We start from the raw sequence: 25,456 nt of genomic DNA, 5'->3' as shown, positions 1-25,456 counted from the left end.
AACAAAAATAATAATGTTTTGTTAATGTTTAAAAAGCCTGGTACAAGGGACCAGGCTGAAATTTTAGTAGGGAAACTGGGATGAATAGTTATTAAATTGCTGGTAAGCTTGGTCTAGTTTTTGTTGTTCGGCTGCTTCAAGCTTGTACCAGCCATTTTGGAACATGATATTATAGAGCTCGCGGGCACTTTTGTGAGTTTCATTAAGGATTTGCAAGAGATCCTGGTGAAGTGCATCATGGCTCATTTCACGAACAGCAATGTTTAAGCTATCAGTAATATACTTACAGGTAGCTAGACCATCATTCAGGAAATCACGGTCATTCATTTCCGGAGTTTTTACTTTAGGAAGCTGGCCAGTTTGAGGGTTGGCAATTTGGTTTTGGTTCTGCATTTGTTGCTGACCTTGTTGCGCCTGCATCTGTCCGCCCATTTGTTGATTTGACATGTTAATACCTCCATTCTTTATTGCATTTGAGTTTTCGGTAAACTAGCTAATACAGAATTGTTATCGACTTGCAAATGTGTAAGTATTTTTTTGTAATGGTTTTGATGCATCATGCCACAATTCTCAAGAGCTTGTTTAATGTCAGGGTTTTGGCACTGCTGAGCGTAAAAATGAAACTTCTTAAACGCCATAAGCTCCCAGGATAGAGCATCCTTTAAATAGGATAAATCCTTCGTTGTAATGGCTGGAGGTGGCGTAGGAATCTGTGCTTGTGTATTCATAAGTAAACTCCTTTCATCAAATATTTAAATCCTCCCTTAGATTTAGCAAATTATGGAGTAGTTATTCAATACATTTTTAAAAAGAGGAGAACATCATGAAATCGATCACATTTAAAGATATATATAAAGCTGGTAGGCTAGTTTTAGAAAACGAGCTTTATCTTCATGTTCATAACCCGGAAATGCTGCTCCAATATGACAGTAATTTTATTCGATTTAAAATAATGCCAACGGTTCAAGAGTTTGTGGACGCTGAGAGTTATCTAAGAGCCTTTCATGAAAAACACGGCCAAAAGCATGTCCGCTTTTATTATCCGGAAGGCGAAATGATACCAGATGATTTGAAAGCATACCTCGAAGAAAATAAACATAATATAGGCTTTTTAGAGTTGTTTGCCATTGATCCTGCACACTTCCTAAGCGTATCACCAAATCCTGATATCGCTGTTCAGAAAGTGACCTCAGAGATTTTGGACGTTTATTTGAAATTCCAATATCCACATGACGCTACTTACGGTCAGGGTTTCGCTGAACAAAAACAAGCTTTGTATGAAAGAAATTTTAACTCTGAAAAAATACAGCAGATTATCGCATTATATAAAGGGCAGTCTGCGGGCACAGTAGATGTGATTATCTCAGAGGAAACGGCTGAAATTGATAGCTTAATTGTCGCAGAAGAGTTTCAAAGAAAAGGAATTGGTAGCAGGCTGCAAAAGTTTGTGATGGAGCTTTTTCCTACTAAAACGATTATCCTTGTCGCCGATGGAGAAGATACGCCAAAAGATATGTATCGGAAACAAAATTATCAATATCTCAATTATCAATATGAAAGTTTTAAAGTCTATTAAAGAAATCCCCCCTTTATTTAGGAGGGAATTTTTTGGTTTATCGTAATTAGGATAAAATGAAACTTAATTATAATAAATGAGGGAAAATAGTAAATTAGAAGGAAATATCTAGCATCTGTCGAAATGAACAATATTCTAATTCCAGAGCCAAGGAAGTGGTTTTATTTTTAAAAGAATTTTGCTTTTGACGAAAAGTGAAAAAGCTTATTTACTATTAAAACAGCAACTAGAGGATATATTTCCGAGATTTATCCAGATTGATATGGATACCGCGAACCCTAAACAAAATCATTATGACCTCGTTGTAGCTACTTATCAGCACGAAAAGTTAGCGGCATTTCCTAAAGAAAAAGTAGTCATAACGAAACGGACTATTCATGTATCTGATATTGAAAGGTTATTACAGCTTCCTAGTACCTCTGTCTGTTATGTCGCAAGTAATACTTATGAGGCATCGCTAGAATCGATAGAAATGTTAAATGGATTTGGTGTAGGAGTAAAGATGTTTCCTTATCCTCATAATGAGGCTGAAATTAGTGAAGAGATTACAACAGTCATTACATTTGATCGAAAGGTTATTCATCCAGAGAGGTTTTTAACGGTTGTTGAAATTGGCAAGCGACCAATCGATTTTTCCACAATGATAGAGATTTCCTTTAAATTGAAACTACCCATTCATACACAGAATGTTTATAAAGCCATTCATTTAAATGAAATTGTCCAACGGAAAAATCACGATCATGACTTTAAGGCAAAATACATGTTTTCTGACATCATTGGTTCGACTGCTGTAATGAAAGATGTGATGAAAAAAGCGGCTAGATTTGGAAGTTTTGACCATCCTATCTTGATTTTTGGTGAAAATGGGACGGGGAAAGAGTTGTTTGCTCACTCCATTCATCAAGTATCAAACCGCAGGAATCAACCGTTTGTTCCGATTAATTTCGCCGGTTTGCCTGAATCATTAGCTGAAAGTGAATTGTTCGGCTACGAGGATGGGGCTTTTACTGGGGCGAAAAAAGGCGGAAAACCTGGATTATTCCAATTAGCGCATAATGGTACTATTTTTCTAGACGAAATAGGGGATGCATCATTAGGGATTCAAGCTGCACTACTTAGAGTTTTACAGGAAAGTCAAATCTTGCGAGTTGGGGGAACAAGGCTGATTCCGATTAACGTAAGAATCATTGCTGCAACGAATAAGGATTTGGTGAAACTAGTCGAAATGGGAAGTTTTCGAGAAGACTTGTACCATCGACTTTGTGTATTGCCCTTGCACATTCCTTCCTTAAGGGAACGAAAGGAAGATATTATCCCATTAATGGAAACGTTTTTTGAGAAACCAATTTCCCTGGAAACTCGGGTAAGGGAACTTCTTTATACGTACCCATGGCCAGGAAATGTTAGGGAACTTAAAAATACCGTTTCCTATTTAACGTCAAATTGCGAAGACACTACTATTGCTGTACGAGATTTGCCGCAAAAATTTCTACATGACGATGTCAAGGAAAAGTCTTTCATCGATTATCTTGAAACAGAAGGAAACTTGAAGGAGTTTTTCACGATTCTATCTTATTTGCAGACAGCGGGACAAAAGAATTGGAAAACGGGGCGTACGACGATGGAGAACTATTTTAAAATAGAAAAATCAACCCCGTTGACGGCTCAGCAAATTAAGAGTAGGATGGCCATTTTAAAAAAATACCATTTGGTTGAAATAGGTTCAACTAGACAAGGAAGTTGGATCACCGCAGCAGGGCTTGAAGCATTAAAAATAATAAAGAATAAATTAGGTTGAATTAGGGTGTTCAAAATGAACCTAATTCAACTTTTTGTTTTCAAAAACCTTTTCAAGAGGGACTCGTTACGTTGGCACAGAACTTGCATTTCTTATTTATAAATTGAAAAGGGGTGTGTAACGTGCATGAAAAGGTAATCCAATCCGTAAAAAACTTGCAGGATGAAATAGTTTGTCTTTTACAAAGGTTGATTCAAATTCCAAGTGAAAATCCAGTCGGTGAATACGAGGAAATTAGTCGCTATTTACAAGAAAAGTTACTTCACTATGGATTTTTAGTCGAAGTAATCGAGGTTCCAGACACGCTTGTAAGCGAAAAAAAATTATCGACTCCACGTAAAAATGTCATTGCAACGTTAAAAGGAAAGGGTACGGGTCCGTCCATCATTTTAAACGCCCATTTAGATACCGTCCCGACTGATGACGAATCGAAATGGACTTTTCATCCATTTTCTGGTCACATTGATGATGGCAAGATTTATGGACGTGGGGCAACGGATTCAAAAGGAAGAATTGCGGCCTATGTTGGAGCAGCGTTGGCATTAAAAATTACCGGAATCGAGTTGCCTGGTGACATTATAATTGCTGCCACCTGTGACGAAGAAACGGGTGGTGAATTAGGCGCAGGTTATTTAACGAACAATGGCTTGCTAAAAGCTGATTATGCTTTGGTTGAAGGATACAGCAGCGAAATTATTCGCGCTATGGCCGGGATGACTAAATTGAGAATCATTTCAAGAGGAAAGCCGGCACATGCAGGGTTTAAATGGAACGGAATCAATTCAATTGAAAAAATGGCTAAGGTCATCAATCGGCTGGAGGGATTACAAAGGGAGCTATATTGTGAGCCATCTCAAATCCCAGGGATGAAGTACACCACGATTAATATCGGTGTGATTAAAGGGGGGACCAAATCCAATGTAGTTCCAGGTAGCTGTGAAATCGAAATCGATCTTAGAATTATTCCAGAACATTCAATAGAAGAGATTTTACAACGGATCCATTCTGCGATCGAACAGGTACAGGCTGAGGACAATGAAATGGATATCAAAATAGAAAGAATAGTAGAAGCAGAAAGTTCGCCTACCATTACCGAGGAAAACCACCCGTTAATCAACGCTCTTCAGCAGGCCAACAAGCAAGTTAACGGGCGGGAGCTACCAGTGGTTGGTGTTATGGGTCAATCCGATGCCCGTTGGTTTATAGGGAATGGTATTCCGGCCATCAATTACGGACCGGGGACAGCTTCTAATCGGATTCACGGTTATGACGAATATATGAATATTGCCGATTTAATGAATACGATAGCCGTTGTAGCATTATTTTGTCTGAATGTCGTTGGAAATAAAAATCTGTTGATGGAAGGGGTAAAATAATATGAGGTTAACAGAAAAAGGGACTTTGGAGACATTTCTCGCTCCATCCAGTATGCCAGTTTTTACAGTCAATAAAGATGAAACTTCTTTATACTTCTGCTCCAACCAATCGGGAGGCTATAACCTTTGGAAAATGGATTTGGCCGATAAAAGCGTTCAGAGAATAACAAATCATAATCAAAAAATGGATTGCATTGTTGCCTCGGATCCGATTTATTTAACTTGTGATGAAAATGGAAATGAATTAATGAAGATTTATTCTGTTAATCAAGACGGTGAAAATTGGCAGGCCGTTCGAAACGATGAGAATGTACGTTATTTTTTCGGGGGAATTTCCGAAAATGGTGAAAAACTTTATTACACTTCGTCAAAGGATAATCCCATCTACTTGTCGATTTTTTCATACGATATAGCAACAGGTACTGAAACCTTGTTACATAAAGGAAGCGGTGCAGAAACCCATTTGTTATCGGTAAGCCCCAACGGACAGGATGTTGCTTATTTCGTAAGATATAATCATAGCAATATGAAAATCTATTTAAAAAAGGATGGCCAAGATACCGAATTAATTAAAGAGCCTAAGAGCTCTTATCGGGTTTCAAACCTAGTGTTCTTGACTGAAGATAAGGTATTGTTTACGACCGATTATCTGGAAGAATTCAGTTATTTGGCAGGTTATGATCTTTTGACAGGCGAGTTTGAGAAAATTATGGCCATTGAAAATCAGGATATTGAAAAAATTCAATTTGATCTCGATGGAGAAATCCTTTTGGAAACAAAAGTAGGTCCGATTGGGGAATTGTATCGTTACGACTTAAAGGATCAGGAACTAAAGAAGATAGCTTTGCCAACAGATACGATTCTACAATGGATGGTTACGCCAAAAGGAACGATTTATTTAGCAGGATCCTCTGCAAACAAGCCAATCACTTTGTATTGTTCACGAAACAGGGAGGAATGGGAAACACTAGTTGATAATGAGGTTCCATTTTTCAGTGAATCAGACTTGGTGAAACCTGAATTAGTGAAATATACGTCCTTTGATGGAACTGAAATCGAAGCGATGTTTTACAAAACAAAGGAAGAGAACTGGAACGGTCATACAATCATTTATTCGCATGGTGGTCCGCAATACAATGAACAAGCAGATTATTTTGGTTTTTTCCAGTACCTTCTTGCCAGTGGTTATCATATTTTTGCGCCTAATTTCCGAGGAACGCCAAATTATGGAACAACCTTTTTGAAAATGATTGAGGGCGATTGGGGCGGCGGTCCGCGAATGGACGTTTTGGAGGGTATTGACCACTTAGTAAAAGAAGGGAAGGTAGAAGCCGATAAATTGGTCTTGTTCGGGGCAAGCTATGGCGGCTATTTATCCTTACTCCTTTTTGGACGACATCAAGAGCGTTTTAAAGCATGTGTCAATATTTTCGGCCCAACGAATCTATTAACCTTGATCGAAACATGCCCAGACCATTGGAAGGAACGAATGAATTCTTGGATTGGTAATCCCATTAAAGACCGCGATCGTTTAATCGAGCAATCCCCGATTTCGTATGTGAAAAATTTTAGCAAGCCGCTGTTCATCATGCAGGGAGCGAATGATCCGCGCGTTAAAAAATCAGAATCTGACCAAATCGTTGAGGCCTGTAACTTATGTGGGGCAGACTATGAATATGTATTTTTTGATGATGAAGGACATGGGTTTTCGAAAAAGGAAAATGAGCTAAAAGCCTTCCAGGCGATTGCTAGCTTTTTAGAAAAAGTCATTAGTAAATAGATTTGAAGAAGCGATAGCCTCTGGCATCGCTTTTTGTTTTTTAATCGGAGCATGGATTAAAAGGAAATAACGGAGTGGGTAACGAATACTTTTAGTGATGAAATCCAAAAAGGGAGTGAAACCATTGGTAGAATCAAATAACCAACAACCATATGCAGCAGATACCGAAAAAAGCATACATACCGATTTTAAAAATAATATGACGTATGGCGATTATTTGCGACTTGATCAAATTCTTTCCAATCAAATTAGATTATCTGACCACCATGATGAAATGCTGTTTATTATTATTCATCAAACTAGCGAGCTTTGGATGAAGTTAATTCTGCATGAGTTGAATTCGGCCATCGTCTCGATTGAAAAAGGCGATTTATCAACTTCGTTTAAAAGATTAGCCAGAGTATCACGAATTCAAGCCCAAATCATTCAGTCATGGGATGTGCTGTCGACGTTAACTCCTTCCGAATATATCGAGTTTCGCGACGTTCTTGGCCAATCCTCAGGCTTTCAATCCTATCAATACCGCATGATTGAATTTGCTCTAGGTTACAAAACAAAACATATATTGAAAATATATGAAAAGGATGCCGAACTTCATCAAAAGCTAAAAAGAGCATTAGAGGCACCAAGTATATATGATGTTGCAATAAAGGCTTTAGCTAGAGCGGGATTTGATATCAATCCTGACGTTCTGTCTAGGGATTTCTCCACTCTATATCAGGGGGACGAAACGGTTAAAGACGCATGGTTAGAGGTTTATCGGAACGTAGAAAAATACTGGGACTTATATGAGCTTGCGGAGGAGCTCGTCGATATCGAAGACTCATTACAACAATGGCGTTTCCGCCATATGAAAACGGTCGAACGAATCATTGGCCACAAAGTTGGCACCGGCGGCTCATCAGGCGTAACCTACCTAAAAAAAGTTCTCGACCACCGCTTCTTCCCAGAACTCTGGGACGTCCGAACCGAACTATAAAAAAGGAAAAAACCTTTAACGCTTTAAAGCATGTGGGGACAGTCCCCACATGCTTTAAAGCGTTAAAGGGGTGGGTGGAAAGTATTGTTTTTCTATGAAAATAGTGTTATTTTTGGGCATCTTTTCTAAAGTGTGTTATGATAAAAACTCAGTACGTTTGAAAGGATGAGTACAATTGAAGTGTTTACGATTGATACAGAGATGTGTTCCGGTGCTCTTATTGCTAGGTTTATTAATAAATCAACTGACTGTTCAGTCAGTGCTCGCCAATACGGAAACTACAACTAATACGGGCACTACGACGACTAATACAAATCTATCAGAATCCCAGTTTCTTAGTCTATTAATGAGAGAATTTGCGGCAAGTGATTTAATCAAGATGCCCGCAGATGGAACTTATAAAGCAGCAAAGGTTTATCACCTTGCTCAAAGATTGGGTATACCTGTCAGTGGTTCAAGCTATACAACGTTTGGCGACGATCCAATTCCGCGAAAAAAGGCTGCACAAATTATTGCCCAAGCTTTTACAGGGAAACTATACAATGAAAAGGACTCCATCATCTGGTTATATGACGAAAAGTTGTATTCCGACGAAATAATGACATATGAATCTTTTCAACCTGAATCGATCATTACAAAAGAAGAGGCACAAGATTTTGTCGCAAAATTAAAACGAGCAGGATATTCTACACTTCAAAAAAATGAAAATGGTAAAATCGGCGAATATCGAGTCGATTCGTTTTATACGCCAGTAAAAACGTATACAACTTTCCAAAAGGCTTATGATTTTGCCAAAAATTATCATTATACCAAGGTCGTTGATACAGCTTCAGGGATGGTTCTTTGGTATCCGGAAGACAATCAAAAAATCGTTTATCATTTGTATGTCAACGGAAAACGAGTTGCTGGATTTGATTCTACTGAAAATGCGATCGCATATGCGGAAAAATTAGAAAAATACAAATCTCGAATTATCGAAGGAATTAGGGACAAATCAATATGGGATAACTACGACCGCTATGTTGTCAAAAGTCCGGAAGGCTTTGACACGACAACTAGATTGTTAGAGGATGCCTACACGATTGCTCTGGAACGAGACAACCTCCAAAGCTACATTCAACCATTAAACGATGATATCACGCAATACACGAATTCCTTCTTAACTCGGGAATCTGCTAACATTGGGAACGGTGTCATCATTTATAATGGTTATGAAATTGATAAAAAGAATAAGGGCTATTATGAACTAGGGACTGCTGGCTATTTTCCAAACAATTTCTTTACACCATATATAGCTTATCAAAAGGATGGAAAGTTTGTAGACCAATTCTTTGATACCTTCATTATTGCAGGGCGGTTTTACTCAGAGGAAGGTAGATTTGAGGAAACAGCAACAAACGAGGCGAATTATAAAGAATGGAAATGGTATAAAGACCGTACATTGCAACCGGGCGGGGTCATCTCAACTTTAAATGCCGATGCGGCAGCCATTCCGGAAATTGATAAAGTGAAAGTTTATATGGGCATACCGTATCCGAAAAAGGTCGGAAACATCACCAAATTAGATGGAACCGAAACGACGGCAAGCTATGAAGCCCGTTTCGAACTGGTCAAATGGTATGTCGATCAAATGCTTGCTGAGTTTAATAGTGGAAAGTATCCTCATCTTCAATTTGAAGGATTCTATTGGTTGAATGAAACGGTCAGAGGGATCGATGATGAAAAGCTGGTTAAGGAAGTAGCTACTCTCATTCATGATCAACAAAAACGATTTATCTTTTCTCCGCACGCCAATGCTACCAATTATAAAAATTGGAAGGAATACGGCTTTGATGCGGCTTATTTTCAAAGCAATTCCAGAAGATCTAATGATCCTGATGAAAGAAAGGTTCGACTTCATTGGGGCTATATGAATGCATACCAATACGGTATGGGCGTCAACTTGGAAATGGAGGATCTATCTTATTCAGCGATTGACAATCTGATCAAGGATTTTGATCCATATATGGAATTTGGAAAACGCTATGGTATTCAGGGGCATAGCACAATTATGTACCAAGGAACAGTCATGATGCACCGTCTCGGAGCGCCAAACTCTCCGATGTACGAAGCAAAATATAGAGAATACTATGAAAAAATATATCAGTTTTTACGCGGTAAGTAACTAGAGAGGACATCTATGTCCTCTCTTTTTTAATCTAGATACTTGACGAGACAGAAAGTTCGGTATAATCTATTATTTCCAAATTAAATTGTGAGGTGACGAATGACCCGCATGAGTTCCGAAAATCAGAAATCTGTGCACGAGCATAAAGATTATCAAGCCGAAGTGGAACGTTTAGAATTTACGAAGGAATATATTAAAACCGTCCTAGAAATTTCCAAGGGTAACAGAGAGTTTTTTGTCGAAAATATGAAGCAAGCCTTTGCTGATCTGGATCCCCAGGACAGCAGTGCCAGCTATACCAACCTTTTGGCGAATGCGAACTTTTTAGAACTAGCCGAAACAGAATTAAAAAGGCTGAGGAGCGTCGTGAACAAACCTTATTTTTCACGGATCAATTTTAAAAATGATAGCGAACCGAACGAAGAGATTCTCTATATCGGAAAAGCGTCGTTGTTTGACCGTGAGACACAAACGCCGATTATTGTTGATTGGCGCTCACCCATCGCCAATGTTTACTATGATGGGCGTCTGGGGGAAGTGACCTACGAGGCGTACGGCGAGATGCAATCCGGCTATTTGTCGCTGAAACGACAATATGAAATTGAAGATGGTATTTTAAAAGAAATCAGAGACATTGATTTAACCACCCATGATGAACTCTTACAGAAATCGTTGTCGGGTAAAGCCGACAATCGACTAACCGAAATCGTTGCAACCATTCAGAATGAACAAAATGAAGTCATTCGAGCATCACTTCAACACCCCATCATCGTTCAAGGGGCTGCGGGAAGCGGGAAAACCACCATTGCACTCCATAGAATTTCCTACTTTCTCTATTCCTTTGGCTACCGTTTTCCTCCAGAAAAATTAATGATTTTAGCACCAAATCGTTTGTTTATTGATTATATTTCAGCCGTACTACCTGAACTAGGGGTAAATAAAATTAACCAAACTACCTATATGGACTATATGCGCCAATGTTTAGGCAATAAGGTGAAAATGATGTCACCGAATGCAAAACTCCTGTCTCTTCTCGAAAAGGGCGATAAAATGAGTTCAGTTCAATGGGTATCTAGTTTTAAAGGATCGCTGGAATTTAAAGATTTGATTGACCGTTACCTCTATGATATTGAAATAAGCCTTGCACCTAGGGAAGATTTTATCGTTGAAAAATCGCTACTGTTGAAGGGCAAAAAGCTTAGGAAACTCTTTTTAACCGAATATACATACTTACCAATCTATAAACGAATCGACAAAATCAAAAACCTGTTGATGAATGATTTACGAATTAAAAAGAAGATCATGCTTTCGAAAATTGCTACCAAATATGAAGCGGCTTTAGACAAGGCCTTGTTCACTACGAAAATGGAGGAAGATAAGCGAAAGCAACGAGTTGTCTCCATTATGGATCTAAAGGAAGAACGAATGAAAAATATCCAACAAGAGTCAAAAGTGGCCGTTAAAAATTATATGAAGCCATTTGTGAAAAAGGATATTTTTACATTATACAAGGCGTTGATGACCTCGGAAGAGCTTTTAAGAAAATATGGACTTGGCCTTTCGGAGAAGGATTGTAAGGTGTTGAGCAGGTATTGCGGGAAGATTTTTGCAAAAGGCGTCTACGAACTGGAGGATTTAGCGGCGCTGTTCTATTTAAAAGCAAGGCTTGAAGGGATTGAGGAAGAGCATAAAATGAGAAGTGTCTTTATTGATGAGGCACAAGATTACAGCTACTTCCAATTTGCCGCTTTGAAAGCTGGATTCGAAACAGATCTATTTACAATTGTCGGCGATTTAGCACAAGGAATCCATTCCTATCGGGGGTTAGATAGTTGGGAGCCGTTGGTAAGCGAAGTTTTTCCGTCAGCCAATTATAAAGCGTTGCAGAAAAGCTATCGGACAACAGTTGAAATAATGAATCTCGCAAACGAGATTTTGGCTGTGATGGGAAAGGATCTTCCTAAGGTGGAACCGGTAATTCGACACGGGGAAAAGCCTCGTTTTGTCGGTATTGACCCTGGTGAGTTGGTGGCAGTTCAGGAGGCCCTTGAGGCGGACATCTTGTCGCTTCAGGAGCAGGGGCTGAATTCAATTGCCATTATCGGTAGAACTGATCGCGAATGCCAACGTATTCTAAATGTGCTTGAAAATAGCAAGCTTCCATTACAGTATTTAGCGGAAAAAGAGGACATGAAAAAGGGAAATGTGGTCGTCTTACCTTCGTATTTATCGAAAGGGCTGGAGTTTGATGCTGTTTTGGTTGTCGCGTTGGAGGAGCCATTTTCGGATGAGGAGTTAGATGTTAAGCTGCTGTATGTGGCGATGACGAGACCAATGCATCGGCTGTATCTGTATGGACGGTCACCAGAAGACTTTTTGTTGGATCGGGCGGATAGTGGGTGTTTTATTATAGGTGAATAATACTTGGTCTTGTGGTTTGGGTGGAGTTTTTGGGTTTGTGGTTTGGGGAGGACTTTGTGGTAAAGTCATTCCCAAACAGGGAATCTTAAGAAGAGGTTAGGAATGACTTCGGTAAAGTGATTCCCAAACCTGCGCTCTTAAGAGGGATTTGGGAATGACTTCGGTAAAGAGATTCCCAAACCTGCGCTCTTAAGAGGAATTTGGAAATGACATTGGTAAAGTGATTCCCAAACCTGGACACTAAAGAGGGATTTGGGAATGACTTCGGTAAAGTGATACCCAAACCTGGTCGCTTAAGAGGAAATTGGGAATGACTTCGGTAAAGAGATTCCCAAACCTGGACGCTAAAGAGGGATTTGGGAATGACTTCGGTAAAGTGATTCCCAAACTCATACGTGCAATGGGAGTTTGGGAATGACCAATTTATTTTTTAATATATTCATAATATGAATTATTTGCTTTTCCCTTCAACTCAAAATTCCTCCGTAGCACCCCCAAAATCGTTTTCCGCGAAATAATCGCACACCACTCATAAATCTCCGCAGTTGTAATCTTCCGTTCCGGAAACAGAAAATGAAACTCGGCAATCATTCTTAACACCGCCGATACAACTGCCTCTTCATATCCACAGTTATCGCAAATTATGGTTCTTTCAACCTTGATTCTAGTATGCAGTTCTCTGCAGCGCCAACAAACCACTCCCTACATATACGCATGATAAGGATAATCAAATCGACGTACATAGGGTGAATGCTCGATATGAAGTGACATTAATTTTTCAGCTAGATGGTAGTGCTTGTCCTTTGTCTTACATGACAAGGAGTTCAGCATTCTAAAAAATCTCGGTATCTGAGTTGGATAGATAATCGAAAGGTCCTTTGGGGCTTGAAGTAACGTGAATTCTGGGTTAACAAAAATTAGGTGAGTTTCTACTGAGTAATTCAACCCTAGGTCGTGGAGTAATCGTCGTAGTAAGGAATCAATCCTTTTCACTTGATCAAAAGGGTTATTAATGAGGATATCATTCTTTATCGTTCGCATTTCGCCATTATCGTAATAATAGTCATCCTCGTTATTTTTCACCTCAAACACATGAATTCTGTCATTGGGGATGCCAATCGCATCAGTTTGGAATGTAGATTTTGAACTATTCATTAATAAATCATTGACAAACAGCCATTCCTTAGTCAATCCTTTCGCTAATTCGTCAAACCTTTTTTCTCCTGCGAACCCTTTTTCCAGGTGGTGTAAGTAACTTACCTCATCAGCGGTCAGCTGAGTTCGCGAATTAGAGTACCTTAGAAAAAGTAATTCATCCGATTCTGTTCGTGCCTTAAGCTCAATCATCCCAAACACATCCTTACAAAATTAGATTCATCCCCATTCTACACTTTTAAAAACCACCAATTGTGAATATTTTAAGTATTTTTTAAGACGTTTTTTATTGCTATGTGAAATGAAGGAAAAATGGATATTTTGTCGAATTTTATTTGTGAAGTTATTTTTTGTGAAATGGAGCTGGTTCATTTGAATAGATTAACCCTTAAACCAATTGATAAATATAACTGGGAGGATGCGATTGATCTTAGCGTCAAAGAAGAGCAAAGATCGTTTATGGCCTCTAATTTATATTCCATCGCAGAAGTACAGTTTCTTGATAATTTTTATGCAAAAGGAATTTACTCTGATGATCAAATGGTAGGTTTTGCGATGTATGGGATTGACCCCGATGACAATAACTACTGGATTTATCGCTGCATGATTGATCAAGAGCATCAAGGTAAGGGATTTGGTACAGAGGGTATTCAACTGGTGATTGAAGATATTAAAAAGATGAACGACACAAATATCCCATGCATTATGATTGGCTATCAACCTGAGAATTTAGGGGCCAAGTATGCGTATAAAAAGGCAGGATTTATTGAAACAGAGGTTGCTCCGTGGGGAGAGCAACTGGCGAAGTTTGAGTTATAATTTTAAATAGGCTAAGGAGTAATTCCTTGGTCTATTTTTTTTGTGAATTTTTTAGTAAAATAGAGTCATATTTTACTAAAATTATTGCAGGATTATTTAGTTGATTTACTAAAATACTACCCTTCGGAGGCTACTATGGTATCTTTTTTAGAAGTTGAATTTAAAAAACAGTTTCAACAGCCGGTTTTTGAAACTTTTTTTGCACCAGGGAGGATTAATTTAATTGGAGAACATACAGATTACAATGGTGGGCATGTGTTTCCTTGTGCGATTACCTTTGGAACCTATGCCTTGGCGCATAAACGACTTGACCGTCTCATTCGAGTATATTCGATGAATTTTCCTGAAAAAGGGATGATTAAATTTCGTCTTGATGACCTTTCTTACCAAAAGGAACATGACTGGGCCAATTACCCGAAAGGTATGCTTAAATTTCTGATTGAAGCTGGTTACGATATCGAATCTGGTGTTGATGTTTTATTCTACGGAAATATTCCAAATGGAGCAGGGTTATCTTCATCAGCGTCGATTGAGCTAGTGACAGGTGTAATGCTTGAGGACCTTTTTAAATTAGGAATCGACCGCCTTACCCTCGTAAAACTTGGTAAAAAGGTGGAAAATGAATTTATTGGTGTTAACTCTGGGATAATGGATCAATTTGCAATTGGGATGGGGAAGGCTGGATATGGTATTTTGTTAGATTGTCAGACGCTAGAGTACCAATATGCGCCTATAAATTTAATGAATCACAAGATTATTATCATGAATTCAAATAAACGGCGTGAACTAGCCGATTCTAAATATAATGAACGAAGACGAGAATGCGAACAAGCCCTTTCGGAACTGCAAAAAATGGTTGCCATTCAATCATTAGGGAATTTAACAGAAAACGCATTTCTAAAATATCAAGATGTCCTATCAAGTGAAACGATTAAAAAACGGGCCAAGCATGCCGTCTATGAAAACCGTCGAACTTTAGCAGCTCTAAAGTCTTTGGAAGCGGGAGACCTCAAACAATTTGGTCAATTAATGAATCAATCTCACATTTCACTAAGAGATGATTACGAAGTGACGGGTCATGAATTGGATACCTTAGTAGAGGCTGCCTGGCAACAGGAAGGGGTTATTGGAGCGAGAATGACGGGTGCAGGATTTGGTGGCTGTGCGATTGCTATTGTTGAAAATGACAAAGTGGATCAGTTTATTAAAAATGTTGGAGCCCAATACAAGGGGAAAATTGGTTATGAAACAACGATGTATATAGCAAGTATTGGTGATGGGGCAAAAAAATGTTAGGATGTGGCAAAATGATGATTTTTGGAATGGTCGGGCAGCTGCTTAATAAAGCTATTGATGTTAACTTAATCGAAAAAGACGATGAAATATATGCACGGAATCAGGTTTTATCGCTCTTGGATTTGGAGGATTATCCAGCTACTAATCAAGAGAACATGGCAAACAGGACGATTCCTGATATTTTAGAGGAAATCGTCACCTATGCGGCTAAAAATAATATTATTCCAGATGAATCCTATTTAAAAGAAATCTTTGTGAGTAAAATCATGAATTGCTTTCTTTCTAAACCGAGCGAAGTGAATAAAACGTTTTATGAAAAATATCAGCAAAGTCCTAAAATGGCGACAGACTTTTTTTACCTGCTGAGCCAAAACAGCAATTATATCCAGACAAAGGCATTAAGCAAAAATATTCAATATCAGGTGCATACCGAATATGGTGCGTTAGATATTACCATCAATCTTGCCAAACCCGAAAAGGATCCTAAACAGATAGAAAAAGAGAGGGCAATGAAAAGCTTAAACTACCCTAAGTGCTTGCTGTGTATAGAGAATGAAGGCTATCAAGGGAGACCAGAGCACCCAGCTCGTTCCAATCACCGAATGATTCGTATGGATATCAATGGGGGGAATTGGCTATTTCAATTTTCTCCTTATCTCTATTATCCTGAGCATAGTATTCTATTATCGGAAGAGCATCGGAGAATGAGAATCGACCAGCAAACCTTTGCCAACCTGTTGGCGTTTGTTGAAAAATTCCCCCATTATTTTATCGGTTCCAATGCTGACCTTCCGATTGTTGGGGGTTCGATTCTTTCCCATGACCATTACCAAGCGGGAAATTATGAGTTTGCTATGGCTAAGGCTGAGGAGGAATTTCAAGTTACTTTACGAGCGTTTCCTGACATCGAGGCAACCATCCTAAAATGGCCAATGTCTGTGATCCGGATCAAACATCGAGAAAAGGAACGATTAATGGAGGCATCCTCACATATTTTAGAAAAATGGAGACATTACCATGACTCTTCCGTTCAAATTTTGGCTTTCTCAAATCGTATCCCCCATAACACCATTACACCGATTGCCAGAAGACGAAATGAACTCTATGAATTAGATTTAGTATTAAGAAATAATCGAACTGATGCGACGCATCCTTTAGGAATCTTTCATCCACATCAGGATGTGCAACATATTAAAAAGGAGAACATCGGATTAATTGAAGCAATGGGGTTAGCGGTACTTCCTGCCCGGTTAAAACATGAGTTACAAGAAGTTGAAAAGTTTTTACTCAACCAACCCCATCAAGTCGCCGATTATCATTTACAATGGGCAGTAAAGTTAGCTAAGCAATATGATGGACTTGTAAGTGCTGAGAATGTTGAGCACATTGTTCGTCAAGAGGTTGGTCAAAAGTTTTTAAAGGTGCTAGGGGATGCAGGTGTATTTAAAAGAAATAAAGTAGGAATGAATGCATTTAAGAGATTTATAGATACGTTAAATGAGTAATCATGTCAAGCAGTAAAGGGTAGAAATTCCCGAGTACTGCTTGATTTTTTTTATTTTACTAAAAATAGAACATTAGGTATGTAAATAGAAGCTGAAACTATATAAAACCCTCAAGTTGAGTTGATTAAAATTTAGTAAAAGTTTATAAAAATTTGTACACTTTTACTAAAAATATTAATAAAATTGAGGTGAACTTGATTTAGGCGCAGACAATTTTTTTAGAATGTACCAAAGGATTTCGAGGTGAGGGAAAAGTTGGTGTAACGAAATTTAATTTTTTATTCATTGTTTTTGCCCTTGCGCAAAAGTACATCGTAGAAGGAATCAGTGGTTCAATTAAGTAATTCGGAGGAAAATATCATGCAACGAGAAATGAAAAGATGGGAAGATATCCATCTAACTGGAATTAATAGACTAGAAGCCCATACGGATTTCTACCGCTATCGTGAATTAGCGACGGCGCTATCATTAAACAAAAATCAAAGCAGCGGAAATTTATTACTGGATGGAGCATGGAAATTCCTATTCCTTGATGCTCCAGAGTATTCACCAGAAGGTTTTCAACAAGCGGATTTTGAAATTAGCCGTTTGGAAACCATTAAAGTGCCATCCTGTTGGCAGTTGCAAGGATATGGGAACATGCATTATACCGATGTACTTTATCCATTTGCCATTAATCCACCGTTTGTACCTGATGAGAATCCTACTGGGATTTATTTCAAGGATTTGCATCTTGACGAAGTTAGTCCGGATGAAATGGTGATGATCAAATTTAATGGCGTTGATTCAGCCTATGATTTATATGTAAATGGCCAGCATGCAGGATTTAGTAAAATTTCAAGGTTGCCTTCTGAATTTGATATTACAGCGTTTGTTAAAAGTGGGGTCAACCGAATTACTGTTCGGGTCTACCAATTTTCCGATGGTACCTATTTAGAAGATCAGGATATGTGGTGGCTTTCTGGAATTTTTCGTTCTGTTGAATTATACCGAGTCCAAAAAGACACTCTTCAAGATATCTATATTGAAACTGAACCTGATGAAAATTATCAACATTTTGATTTAAAAATTGCGGGTCATTTTTTTACTAATAAAACAAAGGACATCAGTGCAAAGCTTCTTCACATAGGGAAAGAAGTGGAAAGCTTTCACATAGAAGTTGTTGATGGAAAGTTCAGGTTAACAAGGAAAATAAAAAATCCTTTGCTATGGACGGCTGAGGCTCCTAATCTTTATGTATTAGCCCTGGAATATAGTCTTTCAAATGGCCAAACAGAAATCGTTCCAATCCGATTTGGGTTCCGTTCGGTAGAAATAATCGACAACGAGATTAGAGTGAATGGGCGAAGAATTTTCTTTAACGGGGTTAATCGCCATGATTCCCATCCAAAAACCGGTCGAACTGTGACTTATGATGACATGCTGGAAGACATTAAATTAATGAAAAAACATAATATTAATGCCGTGAGAACAGCCCATTACCCGAATAATGATGTGTTTTATGATTTATGTGATGAGTATGGACTTTATGTGATAGACGAGGCAGATTTGGAATGCCATGGCTTTGAAAACACCGGCAATTATAATTGGATTAGTGATAACGAGCTTTGGGAAAAGCAATATGTTGACCGTGCGGTTCGAATGGTCAAACGAGACCGTAATCATCCATCCGTGATTATGTGGTCATTAGGAAATGAATCAGGGGCTGGTAGAAATTTTGGGGCCATGTATCAGGCGATAAAAGAGCTTGATTCCACAAGAATCGTGCATTATGAAGGAGATCGAACTGCCTCGTTCAGTGATGTCTTTTCAACCATGTACACTCGATTACTAGCTCTCGAGGAAATCGGGAAAGATGCGGAAGGGAAGAAACCGCATATTCTTTGTGAATACGGTCATGCGATGGGAAATGGCCCTGGTGGCTTATCAGAGTATCAAGAAGTGATGAGGAAGTATTCACGTTTACAAGGCGGTTTTATTTGGGAATGGTGTGATCATGGGATTGAGCATACTGATGAGGACGGAAATGTTCGCTATTTATATGGCGGTGATTTTGGTGACTTCCCGACGAACGGTAATTTCTGTATCGACGGACTTGTTTATCCGGATCGCACGCCATCACCAGGGTTGATAGAGTATAAAAAGGTCATAGAGCCAATTGTTACAGAGTTAGTTGAAGGCGATCAGTTGCGGATTCTAGTGAAAAACCGCTATGATTTTCGAAATCTCGAAGGAATTTTGTTAACCATTAAGCTTGTTTCTTATGACCGTTTAATAGAAGAACAAACTCTCGAGTTACCATCTGTTCATGCCCAGGAGGAACTTGTCATGGACTTACCGGTAAATATGGAAAAAGTGTCAAATTATGATGATGTACATTTATATATTCGCTATCAAGAGCCGAACGAGACCAGTTATGGGGAGAAAGGCCTCGAGATTACGAGTGAAGGGTTTCTCCTTGAAGGAACAAAGCGTGAAAAGCAGGTCGACAGGGTGAGATGTCCATTAGGTATGGAGGTTCGCGAAGATTCATTCCAGCTCGTACTGGAAAACCAGAATTTTAAAACCGTCTTTTCGAAAATCAAAGGACGTTTGTTGTCCCACAGAGTCGCTGGAGAAGAATTCATTCAAAATGGTCCCGAACTTACGCTTTGGCGAGCGATTATCGATAACGATATGTATAAAAAGGACGATTGGATTAATAAATATTTCTTAAAAAATGGCAATGAGCAGCTAATCTCTTTCCATTATCAAATGGAGGATGATTTTATTGATGTTGAGATCGAAAAATATTTTTCATCTCTCAATCAGGGGTGGGGATTTCATCTCGTTTACAGCTATCGAGTTTCCTGCGATGGGATTTTAAATCTTCGGCTGACTGGAAAAAAAGTTTTGAGAGGAAAAGAAATTCCAAAGCTACTACCTAGAATCGGAATCCACATGCATCTGAACAAGGAATTTAATGAAGTCACTTGGTATGGCCGTGGGCCATCAGAAAGCTATCCTGATAGTAAAAGGAGCCAACTAATGGGGTTGTACCGAAAGAATGTGGAAGAAATGCATACGGATTATGTGTATCCACAGGAAAATGGCTCTAGATGCGATACCTCATTCTTGTCCGTTTCAAATGGCGACGATACGTTTCTTATCAATTTTAAAGAGAGCAGAGATTTTACAATCCATGACTATGAATCTAGTGACCTTGAAAAGGCGAAGCATCGCGGTAAAATTAAAAAATCACCATACCATGTCTTGAAGATAGACTACCGCCAAAGTGGAGTTGGCAGTAACAGTTGTGGGGAGGAACAGCTACCGCCTTATCGTGTTACGGTGGAAGATTTTGAAATCCAATTTGAAATCAGGAAAATAAGCAGAGAGCAGCTTATAGAGGAAAGTAAAATTTTTAGACTGAGATAAGTTCAGCAAGGGCAGGGACATCCCTGCTTTTTGCTTAAGTTTTATAGAAGGGGAAATGGTGATGAACTTAGATATACGAGAAATACCGTTTTCAAGGTTTGGTTCCTACTTTTGTCTATCGATGGAGAAGGACTCTAATGATGTTTATATTCGCGATGTCCATGGCGGTGATGAAGCACCGTCGCAGCTATTCAAGCTGGAATTTCTTAAGGATGGTCAAAGTCAAGATGTAGAGGTTCATGCAACGGAGACATCATTGACTTTTCTCATCAAAGATAATCCTTCTGAATATGTAGAGTTTATTTTACCTGAAGAAGATGAACTTCATATCGAAGTAAGAGGTCTTGAACTAAGGTTAACAGATAAGAAGGTCAAATACGATTCGATTATGGAAATCGAAGATGGGATGTATGAATATCACATTTATCCAAAGGAATTAAAGCTCATGATTATCCAACTTGAAGGGGAAATGAGGGTTGATGCCCCATGGAAGATCATTGGCAATGATTATATCGATATAAGAATGAATAACGGTCATTTCGTTATGGAAAGCTATCGAACGGTTTATCGGAAAAAGAACTATCTAGCATTTCTTGACGGAAAAAAACAAATCGAACGAGTGTATGCAGAATGGTTGGCGAAATTTCACCATGAACATGATGCCTATCTTCCATCCGTTGAACGTGCCTCCTACATTACATGGTCCAGTGTTGTTCATCCTTTCGGTATATTAAAACAGTATGCGATGTATATGTCGAAACTATGGATGTACAATATTTGGTCTTGGGATAATTGCTTTAATGCTTTGAACTTAGGGAAACATTACCCGGAACTTGCCTATGCTCAATTAGAGGTTTTTATCGATGCACAGGATGAATCAGGGGCTTATCCTGACTTTGTTAACGATAAGTTTACATCGTTTAATTGTATCAAACCACCGATATTTTCGCTTATCTACGAAAAATTGATGGAGCAGCATGAGTATTTTAGAGAGCCATCAAGGCTAAGAAAGGTTTACGAATCAACTAAACATGTACTTCAATACTTTGAAAATTACCGAACCTATCCGGAGCGGTTACCACATTATAAGCATGGAAATGATTCCGGCTGGGATAATGCTTCGTTATTTCATTTCGGGATGCCAGTAGAGTCACCTGATTTGGCCAGCTTTTTAATTCGAACCTGTGATATTTTATCGAACTTCGCTACAGAACTTGGGGAAGCGCAGGAAGCGATTATTTTTAAAGAGAAAGGGGATGCGCTATTTCTTCAATTAATGGATCGACTCTACGATGAAAAAGGTTTCTTTGGTCGGGTCGGGAAAAGGGCGGAAAAAATCGAAACCCGTACAAGCCTTATTCTGCGTTTGCCCGTTATCATCGGATATCGCTTAGAGCCAAAAGTGATGGTGAACCTAGTATCGGATTTAGAATCAGGCTTTGAGACGAGATATGGCCTTGCAACAGAAAGTTTAACGAGTCAATATTATAAGGAAAACGGTTATTGGCTCGGTCCAATCTGGGCACCCGTCACGTATCTGTTTATTGACGCATTAAGTACCTATGGTTTTAGGGAATCCGCCAAAAGATTAAGAGATAAGTTCCTTGAGTTAACTCTTGTGGGCGGGATGGCGGAAAACTTTGATCCTTTAACCGGAAAAGGGTTGGTTGACACCTCCTTTACTTGGACCTCCAGCGTATTTTTATTACTCCATGAAGATAAGAGGTTAGAGCCTTAAATGAAAAAATTTCGTGGTGAAATGGGTTTAATTATTACAGCCATTATTTGGGGAAGTGGATTTGTCGCAAGCGCGATATCTTTGAATCATTACACACCTTATCAAATATTGGCAGGGAGATTTTTAATCGGAGTCATCCTGTTAAGTATCTTTTTTCATAAAAAGCTTTCAAAAATCAATAAAAGTGTCATCATCAAAGGTGCGATTGTCGGACTGTTTCTCTACATTGCCTTTGCGCTGCAGACGGTGGGTCTACAATTTACGACCCCTTCGAAAAATGCATTCCTGACGGCGGTAAATGTAGTCATTGTACCTTTCATTGCTTTTTTTGTTTATAAAAAGAAGGTCGACCGGTTTGAGTGTTTAGGAGCAATTCTAGCGATTACTGGAGTTGGGATTATTTCGTTAAAATTGTCAGGATATATGAATTTCGGCGATCTATTGACATTATTTTGTGCGATTGCCTTTGCCTTTCATGTTTTTTATACAGCGAAATTTGTTAAGGATGAGGACCCGGTTTTATTAACGTTAATTCAAATGATTACGGCAACTGTTTTAGGTTTTATTGTGGTATTATTTAGAGGAGAAGGTAATTTTTCCATGGAAATGGAAGGAACGAACGCATTACTTTATTTAGGCGTTTTCTCCACTACAATCGCCTTTTTACTGCAAACGGTTTCCCAAAAATTTACGACCGAAACGAATGCAGCGATTATTCTTTCGACCGAAGCGTTTTGGGGAATGGTGTTCTCAGTCATTCTTTTAGACGAACCATTGACAGTGAAAATGGTTGTTGGTGCATGTCTAATCTTAGTAGCGATCATGACTTCGGAAACAAAATTATCTTTTTTAGCGAAAAAGCCTTTAAAAAATCACATCACATAAAAACTGGGTAAGTAGGTTGAAACAATGGCAACGATTAAAGATATTGCAGAGTTAGCGAACGTCTCGATGACAACGGTATCGAGAGTATTAAATCATGACGAAACCTTGAATGTCACTCCTGAAACAAGGCAGCGGATATTTGAAGCGGCGGAGGAATTGGAATACGTCTTCACGGCCAAAAAAAAATTAAAAACAAAGATGAGGATCGGCTTGTACTACTCCTATTCACTAGAGGAAGAATTAGTCGATACCTATTACCTTTCAATCCGTGTGGCACTAGAAAAAAAGCTCAAGGAAAATGGGATTGAAGCACTGAAATTAACGAGAGATGAACCCAAAAAAACGTTGGAAAAGATAAATGGGATCATTTGTTTAGGATCGTTTAAAAAGGATGATATTGAATTAATCAAAGGGTATAACAAACCTTGTGTATTTATTGATTCGAACCCGGATGATTCTTACTTTGATTCGGTTGTCATTGATTTTACATCAGCCACTAAAAAAGCACTTAATTATCTAATCGATTTAGGACATCAAAAAATCGGGTTTATTGGCGGCATTGAGACAGATTTGCATGGAAATCGACTAAAAGATTTAAGACAAGAAGTTTTTGAGGAATGTTTGCAAGAAAAGGGAATTTTTCACGAGGAATTTGTTAAAATTGGGGGCTATAACCCAAAGGACGGCTATGTCCTTCTAAAGGAAATGTTAAGCTCTAGTGAAAATCGCCCGACGGCAATATTTGTTGGAAATGATTCGATTGCCATCGGCTGTTATAAAGCTGCCCATGAACTCGGAATGACAATACCCGATGAATTAAGTATTGTAGGCTTTAATGACGTAAGCTCGGCACAGTACATGGTACCGCCTTTAACGACGATTAAGCTTTACACGGAAATCATGGGAGAAACAGCGGTTGATTTACTACTGGAAAAAATCGACACGAAGCGAAAGGTCTGTAAAAAAGTGACCATTAGTACCAACTTAATTGAGAGAGAAAGTGCAACGAGGAGAGACTAAAAACAGCCCCTCCTTTTTGTAAGGGGAGGCAGAACAAAAATGAAAGTGTTAAAGGATGAATATGGTAAACTCAATCACAAGACAATCTACTCCTATTCACTACTGAATGATAAAGGAATAGAAATCCACTGTTCCAATTACGGTTGTATCATTACCAAAATCTTAGCCCCAGATCGTGATGGAATCTATGAAAATATTGTCCTTGGTTATGACACTTTGGAAGAATATGCTAAAGATCCTTATTACTTGGGGGCTATTATTGGACGTGTGGCAGGCAGGATTAAGGATGGAAGGTTTGACCTTGACGGCAAATCCTATCATCTAGTGAAAAATGGTAAGCATCATCTTCATGGTGGTGATAGGGGGTTTAACAAAGTGATTTGGAATGCGAAGACCTTTGAAAATGATCAGGAAGTCGGCGTTAGTTTTTCCTATTTAAGCAAAGATGGGGAAGAAGGCTATCCGGGTAATTTAGCCATTACCGTTACCTATTCGCTAAACAATCAAAATGAATTGTCGATTCGATACGCTGGGAGATCAGATAAAAAAACAATATTATCCATGACAAATCATTCTTATTTAAATTTAAGTGGAAACCTAAAAAGAGATATCCTGAACCATTCATTAAAAATAGACAGTGAAACGTTTTTGGAGTTAAGTAATGAGTTTCTTCCTACTGGTGAAATGTTGAATGTCAGTGGCACTCCGTTTGATTTTTCAACAGAACGCCTAATTCGAACAGGTATAGAGTCGGATCACCCCCAATTAAAATTGGTAGGTGGAGGGTATGACCATCCATTCTTGTTGAGTAATCGAAAGAATAATGAGATCGTTTTAAAGGATGGTGAAAGCGGACGCACACTAACCATTGAAACAAATGAAGTGGGTGTGGTGGTCTATTCTGGGAATCAATTGAATTCCAATGGTCATTTCCGAAAACATCTCGGTATTTGCTTAGAAACCCAAAGCCTTCCGGATGCGATTCATTATCCCCATTTTCCCTCATACATTTTAGAACAGAATCAAGAGTATAGTAGGAAAAGCATCTATAAATTTGGAATTCTATAATTAGGATTGCTTATCTAAAAATTAACGAGCTTCTATATCAGAGAGGCTCTTTTTCTTTGGGTTAAAAACTGATGCAGTAGTTTTTTATAGGATGGGGAATGACTTACCGAAGATGACGAAGTTCGGTAGGTTTTAAAGGGAAAAGAGGAAAAACATACCGAAGATTGCGAAGTTCGGTAGGTTTTAGAAAGAAAAGAAGAAAAACTTACCGAAGATGACGAAGTTCGGTAGGTTTTCAAGAGAAAAGAGGAAAAACATACCGAAGATGACGAAGTTCGGTAGGTTTTAGAGGGAAAAGAGGAAAAACATACCGAAGATGACGAAGTTCGGTAGGTTTTAGAGGGAAAAGAGGAAAAACTTACCGAAGATGACGAAGTTCGGTAGGTTTTCAAGAGAAAAGAGGAAAAACATACCGAAGATGATAAAGTTCGGAAGATTTTCTAGAAAAATATGAAA

The 25,456-nt window shown here is 38.6% G+C and carries 18 protein-coding genes; 15 read left to right on the top strand and 3 right to left on the bottom strand.

Annotated features, from left to right (window positions below; genetic code table 11):
- Positions 1 to 63: 63 nt before the first annotated feature.
- The gene (locus ACX9YW_RS08575) at positions 64 to 393 is read right to left on the bottom strand and encodes a spore coat protein (protein WP_460345223.1); all 330 of its coding nucleotides are present in this window, start codon (positions 391 to 393) and stop codon (positions 64 to 66) included.
- A 71-nt stretch (positions 394 to 464) separates the two neighbouring features.
- Positions 465 to 728 (bottom strand): ferritin family protein, encoded by a 264-nt coding sequence (locus ACX9YW_RS08570; RefSeq protein WP_460344849.1) that lies wholly within the window; start codon positions 726 to 728, stop codon positions 465 to 467.
- A gap of 95 nt (positions 729 to 823) precedes the next feature.
- Here ACX9YW_RS08570 and ACX9YW_RS08565 point away from each other — a divergent pair, with 95 nt between their 5' ends.
- The 7 genes from ACX9YW_RS08565 (at position 824) to helD (ending at position 12,097) form a co-directional block, all read left to right on the top strand.
- Positions 824 to 1,576, top strand: a complete 753-nt coding sequence (locus ACX9YW_RS08565) for a GNAT family N-acetyltransferase (RefSeq protein WP_460344846.1) — start codon at positions 824 to 826, stop codon at positions 1,574 to 1,576.
- 184 nt (positions 1,577 to 1,760) lie between these two features.
- The gene (locus ACX9YW_RS08560) at positions 1,761 to 3,374 is read left to right on the top strand and encodes a sigma-54 interaction domain-containing protein (protein ID WP_460344843.1); all 1,614 of its coding nucleotides are present in this window, start codon (positions 1,761 to 1,763) and stop codon (positions 3,372 to 3,374) included.
- A 122-nt stretch (positions 3,375 to 3,496) separates the two neighbouring features.
- Positions 3,497 to 4,750: a M20 family metallopeptidase gene (locus ACX9YW_RS08555; protein WP_460344840.1), complete on the top strand. Its 1,254-nt coding sequence runs from the start codon at positions 3,497 to 3,499 to the stop codon at positions 4,748 to 4,750.
- Position 4,751: 1 nt separating this feature from the next.
- Positions 4,752 to 6,530, top strand: coding sequence for a S9 family peptidase (locus tag ACX9YW_RS08550; protein WP_460344837.1), 1,779 nt, complete (start codon positions 4,752 to 4,754; stop codon positions 6,528 to 6,530).
- 199 nt (positions 6,531 to 6,729) lie between these two features.
- A complete protein-coding gene (gene kynA / locus ACX9YW_RS08545) occupies positions 6,730 to 7,509 on the top strand; it encodes a tryptophan 2,3-dioxygenase (protein ID WP_460345220.1) in 780 nt (259 codons plus the stop codon).
- 175 nt (positions 7,510 to 7,684) lie between these two features.
- Positions 7,685 to 9,673, top strand: coding sequence for a DUF4855 domain-containing protein (locus ACX9YW_RS08540; RefSeq protein WP_460344834.1), 1,989 nt, complete (start codon positions 7,685 to 7,687; stop codon positions 9,671 to 9,673).
- Positions 9,674 to 9,775: 102 nt separating this feature from the next.
- Positions 9,776 to 12,097 carry an RNA polymerase recycling motor HelD gene (gene helD / locus ACX9YW_RS08535; RefSeq protein ID WP_460344831.1) on the top strand — a complete coding sequence of 774 codons (2,322 nt, stop codon included), beginning with the start codon at positions 9,776 to 9,778 and terminating at the stop codon, positions 12,095 to 12,097.
- A gap of 702 nt (positions 12,098 to 12,799) precedes the next feature.
- Here the strand turns inward: helD and ACX9YW_RS08530 are convergent.
- Positions 12,800 to 13,444, bottom strand: a complete 645-nt coding sequence (locus ACX9YW_RS08530; protein WP_460344828.1) for a nuclease-related domain-containing protein — start codon at positions 13,442 to 13,444, stop codon at positions 12,800 to 12,802.
- Positions 13,445 to 13,624: 180 nt separating this feature from the next.
- Here ACX9YW_RS08530 and ACX9YW_RS08525 point away from each other — a divergent pair, with 180 nt between their 5' ends.
- The 8 genes from ACX9YW_RS08525 (at position 13,625) to ACX9YW_RS08490 (ending at position 25,000) form a co-directional block, all read left to right on the top strand.
- The gene (locus ACX9YW_RS08525; protein ID WP_460344825.1) at positions 13,625 to 14,071 is read left to right on the top strand and encodes a GNAT family N-acetyltransferase; all 447 of its coding nucleotides are present in this window, start codon (positions 13,625 to 13,627) and stop codon (positions 14,069 to 14,071) included.
- A gap of 135 nt (positions 14,072 to 14,206) precedes the next feature.
- Positions 14,207 to 15,367: a galactokinase gene (locus ACX9YW_RS08520; RefSeq protein WP_460344822.1), complete on the top strand. Its 1,161-nt coding sequence runs from the start codon at positions 14,207 to 14,209 to the stop codon at positions 15,365 to 15,367.
- Positions 15,368 to 15,381: 14 nt separating this feature from the next.
- A complete protein-coding gene (gene galT / locus ACX9YW_RS08515) occupies positions 15,382 to 16,872 on the top strand; it encodes a UDP-glucose--hexose-1-phosphate uridylyltransferase (RefSeq protein ID WP_460345217.1) in 1,491 nt (496 codons plus the stop codon).
- Positions 16,873 to 17,232: 360 nt separating this feature from the next.
- The gene (locus ACX9YW_RS08510; RefSeq protein WP_460344819.1) at positions 17,233 to 20,289 is read left to right on the top strand and encodes a glycoside hydrolase family 2 TIM barrel-domain containing protein; all 3,057 of its coding nucleotides are present in this window, start codon (positions 17,233 to 17,235) and stop codon (positions 20,287 to 20,289) included.
- 61 nt (positions 20,290 to 20,350) lie between these two features.
- On the top strand, positions 20,351 to 22,027 hold the full coding sequence (locus ACX9YW_RS08505; RefSeq protein WP_460344816.1) for an amylo-alpha-1,6-glucosidase: 1,677 nt from the start codon (positions 20,351 to 20,353) through the stop codon (positions 22,025 to 22,027).
- Positions 22,028 to 22,912: a DMT family transporter gene (locus ACX9YW_RS08500; protein ID WP_460344813.1), complete on the top strand. Its 885-nt coding sequence runs from the start codon at positions 22,028 to 22,030 to the stop codon at positions 22,910 to 22,912.
- 24 nt (positions 22,913 to 22,936) lie between these two features.
- The gene (locus ACX9YW_RS08495) at positions 22,937 to 23,932 is read left to right on the top strand and encodes a LacI family DNA-binding transcriptional regulator (protein ID WP_460344810.1); all 996 of its coding nucleotides are present in this window, start codon (positions 22,937 to 22,939) and stop codon (positions 23,930 to 23,932) included.
- A 39-nt stretch (positions 23,933 to 23,971) separates the two neighbouring features.
- A complete protein-coding gene (locus tag ACX9YW_RS08490) occupies positions 23,972 to 25,000 on the top strand; it encodes an aldose epimerase family protein (RefSeq protein ID WP_460344807.1) in 1,029 nt (342 codons plus the stop codon).
- Positions 25,001 to 25,456: the final 456 nt, after the last annotated feature.

Source organism: Pseudoneobacillus rhizolycopersici, from assembly GCF_054786815.1.
This window is presented reverse-complemented; position numbering and strand designations above follow the sequence as displayed.

What these genes read in the sequence shown, in the direction of transcription:
- ACX9YW_RS08575 (WP_460345223.1), bottom strand. Translation starts at nt 393, where the DNA reads ATGCAGAACCAAAACCAAATTGCCAACCCTCAAACTGGCCAGCTTCCT.
- ACX9YW_RS08570 (WP_460344849.1), bottom strand. Translation starts at nt 728, where the DNA reads ATGAATACACAAGCACAGATTCCTACGCCACCTCCAGCCATTACAACG.
- ACX9YW_RS08565 (WP_460344846.1), top strand. Translation starts at nt 824, where the DNA reads ATGAAATCGATCACATTTAAAGATATATATAAAGCTGGTAGGCTAGTT.
- ACX9YW_RS08550 (WP_460344837.1), top strand. Translation starts at nt 4,752, where the DNA reads ATGAGGTTAACAGAAAAAGGGACTTTGGAGACATTTCTCGCTCCATCC.
- kynA (WP_460345220.1), top strand. Translation starts at nt 6,730, where the DNA reads ATGACGTATGGCGATTATTTGCGACTTGATCAAATTCTTTCCAATCAA.
- helD (WP_460344831.1), top strand. Translation starts at nt 9,776, where the DNA reads ATGACCCGCATGAGTTCCGAAAATCAGAAATCTGTGCACGAGCATAAA.
- ACX9YW_RS08530 (WP_460344828.1), bottom strand. Translation starts at nt 13,444, where the DNA reads ATGATTGAGCTTAAGGCACGAACAGAATCGGATGAATTACTTTTTCTA.
- ACX9YW_RS08520 (WP_460344822.1), top strand. Translation starts at nt 14,207, where the DNA reads ATGGTATCTTTTTTAGAAGTTGAATTTAAAAAACAGTTTCAACAGCCG.
- galT (WP_460345217.1), top strand. Translation starts at nt 15,382, where the DNA reads ATGATTTTTGGAATGGTCGGGCAGCTGCTTAATAAAGCTATTGATGTT.
- ACX9YW_RS08510 (WP_460344819.1), top strand. Translation starts at nt 17,233, where the DNA reads ATGCAACGAGAAATGAAAAGATGGGAAGATATCCATCTAACTGGAATT.
- ACX9YW_RS08505 (WP_460344816.1), top strand. Translation starts at nt 20,351, where the DNA reads ATGAACTTAGATATACGAGAAATACCGTTTTCAAGGTTTGGTTCCTAC.
- ACX9YW_RS08500 (WP_460344813.1), top strand. Translation starts at nt 22,028, where the DNA reads ATGAAAAAATTTCGTGGTGAAATGGGTTTAATTATTACAGCCATTATT.
- ACX9YW_RS08495 (WP_460344810.1), top strand. Translation starts at nt 22,937, where the DNA reads ATGGCAACGATTAAAGATATTGCAGAGTTAGCGAACGTCTCGATGACA.
- ACX9YW_RS08490 (WP_460344807.1), top strand. Translation starts at nt 23,972, where the DNA reads ATGAAAGTGTTAAAGGATGAATATGGTAAACTCAATCACAAGACAATC.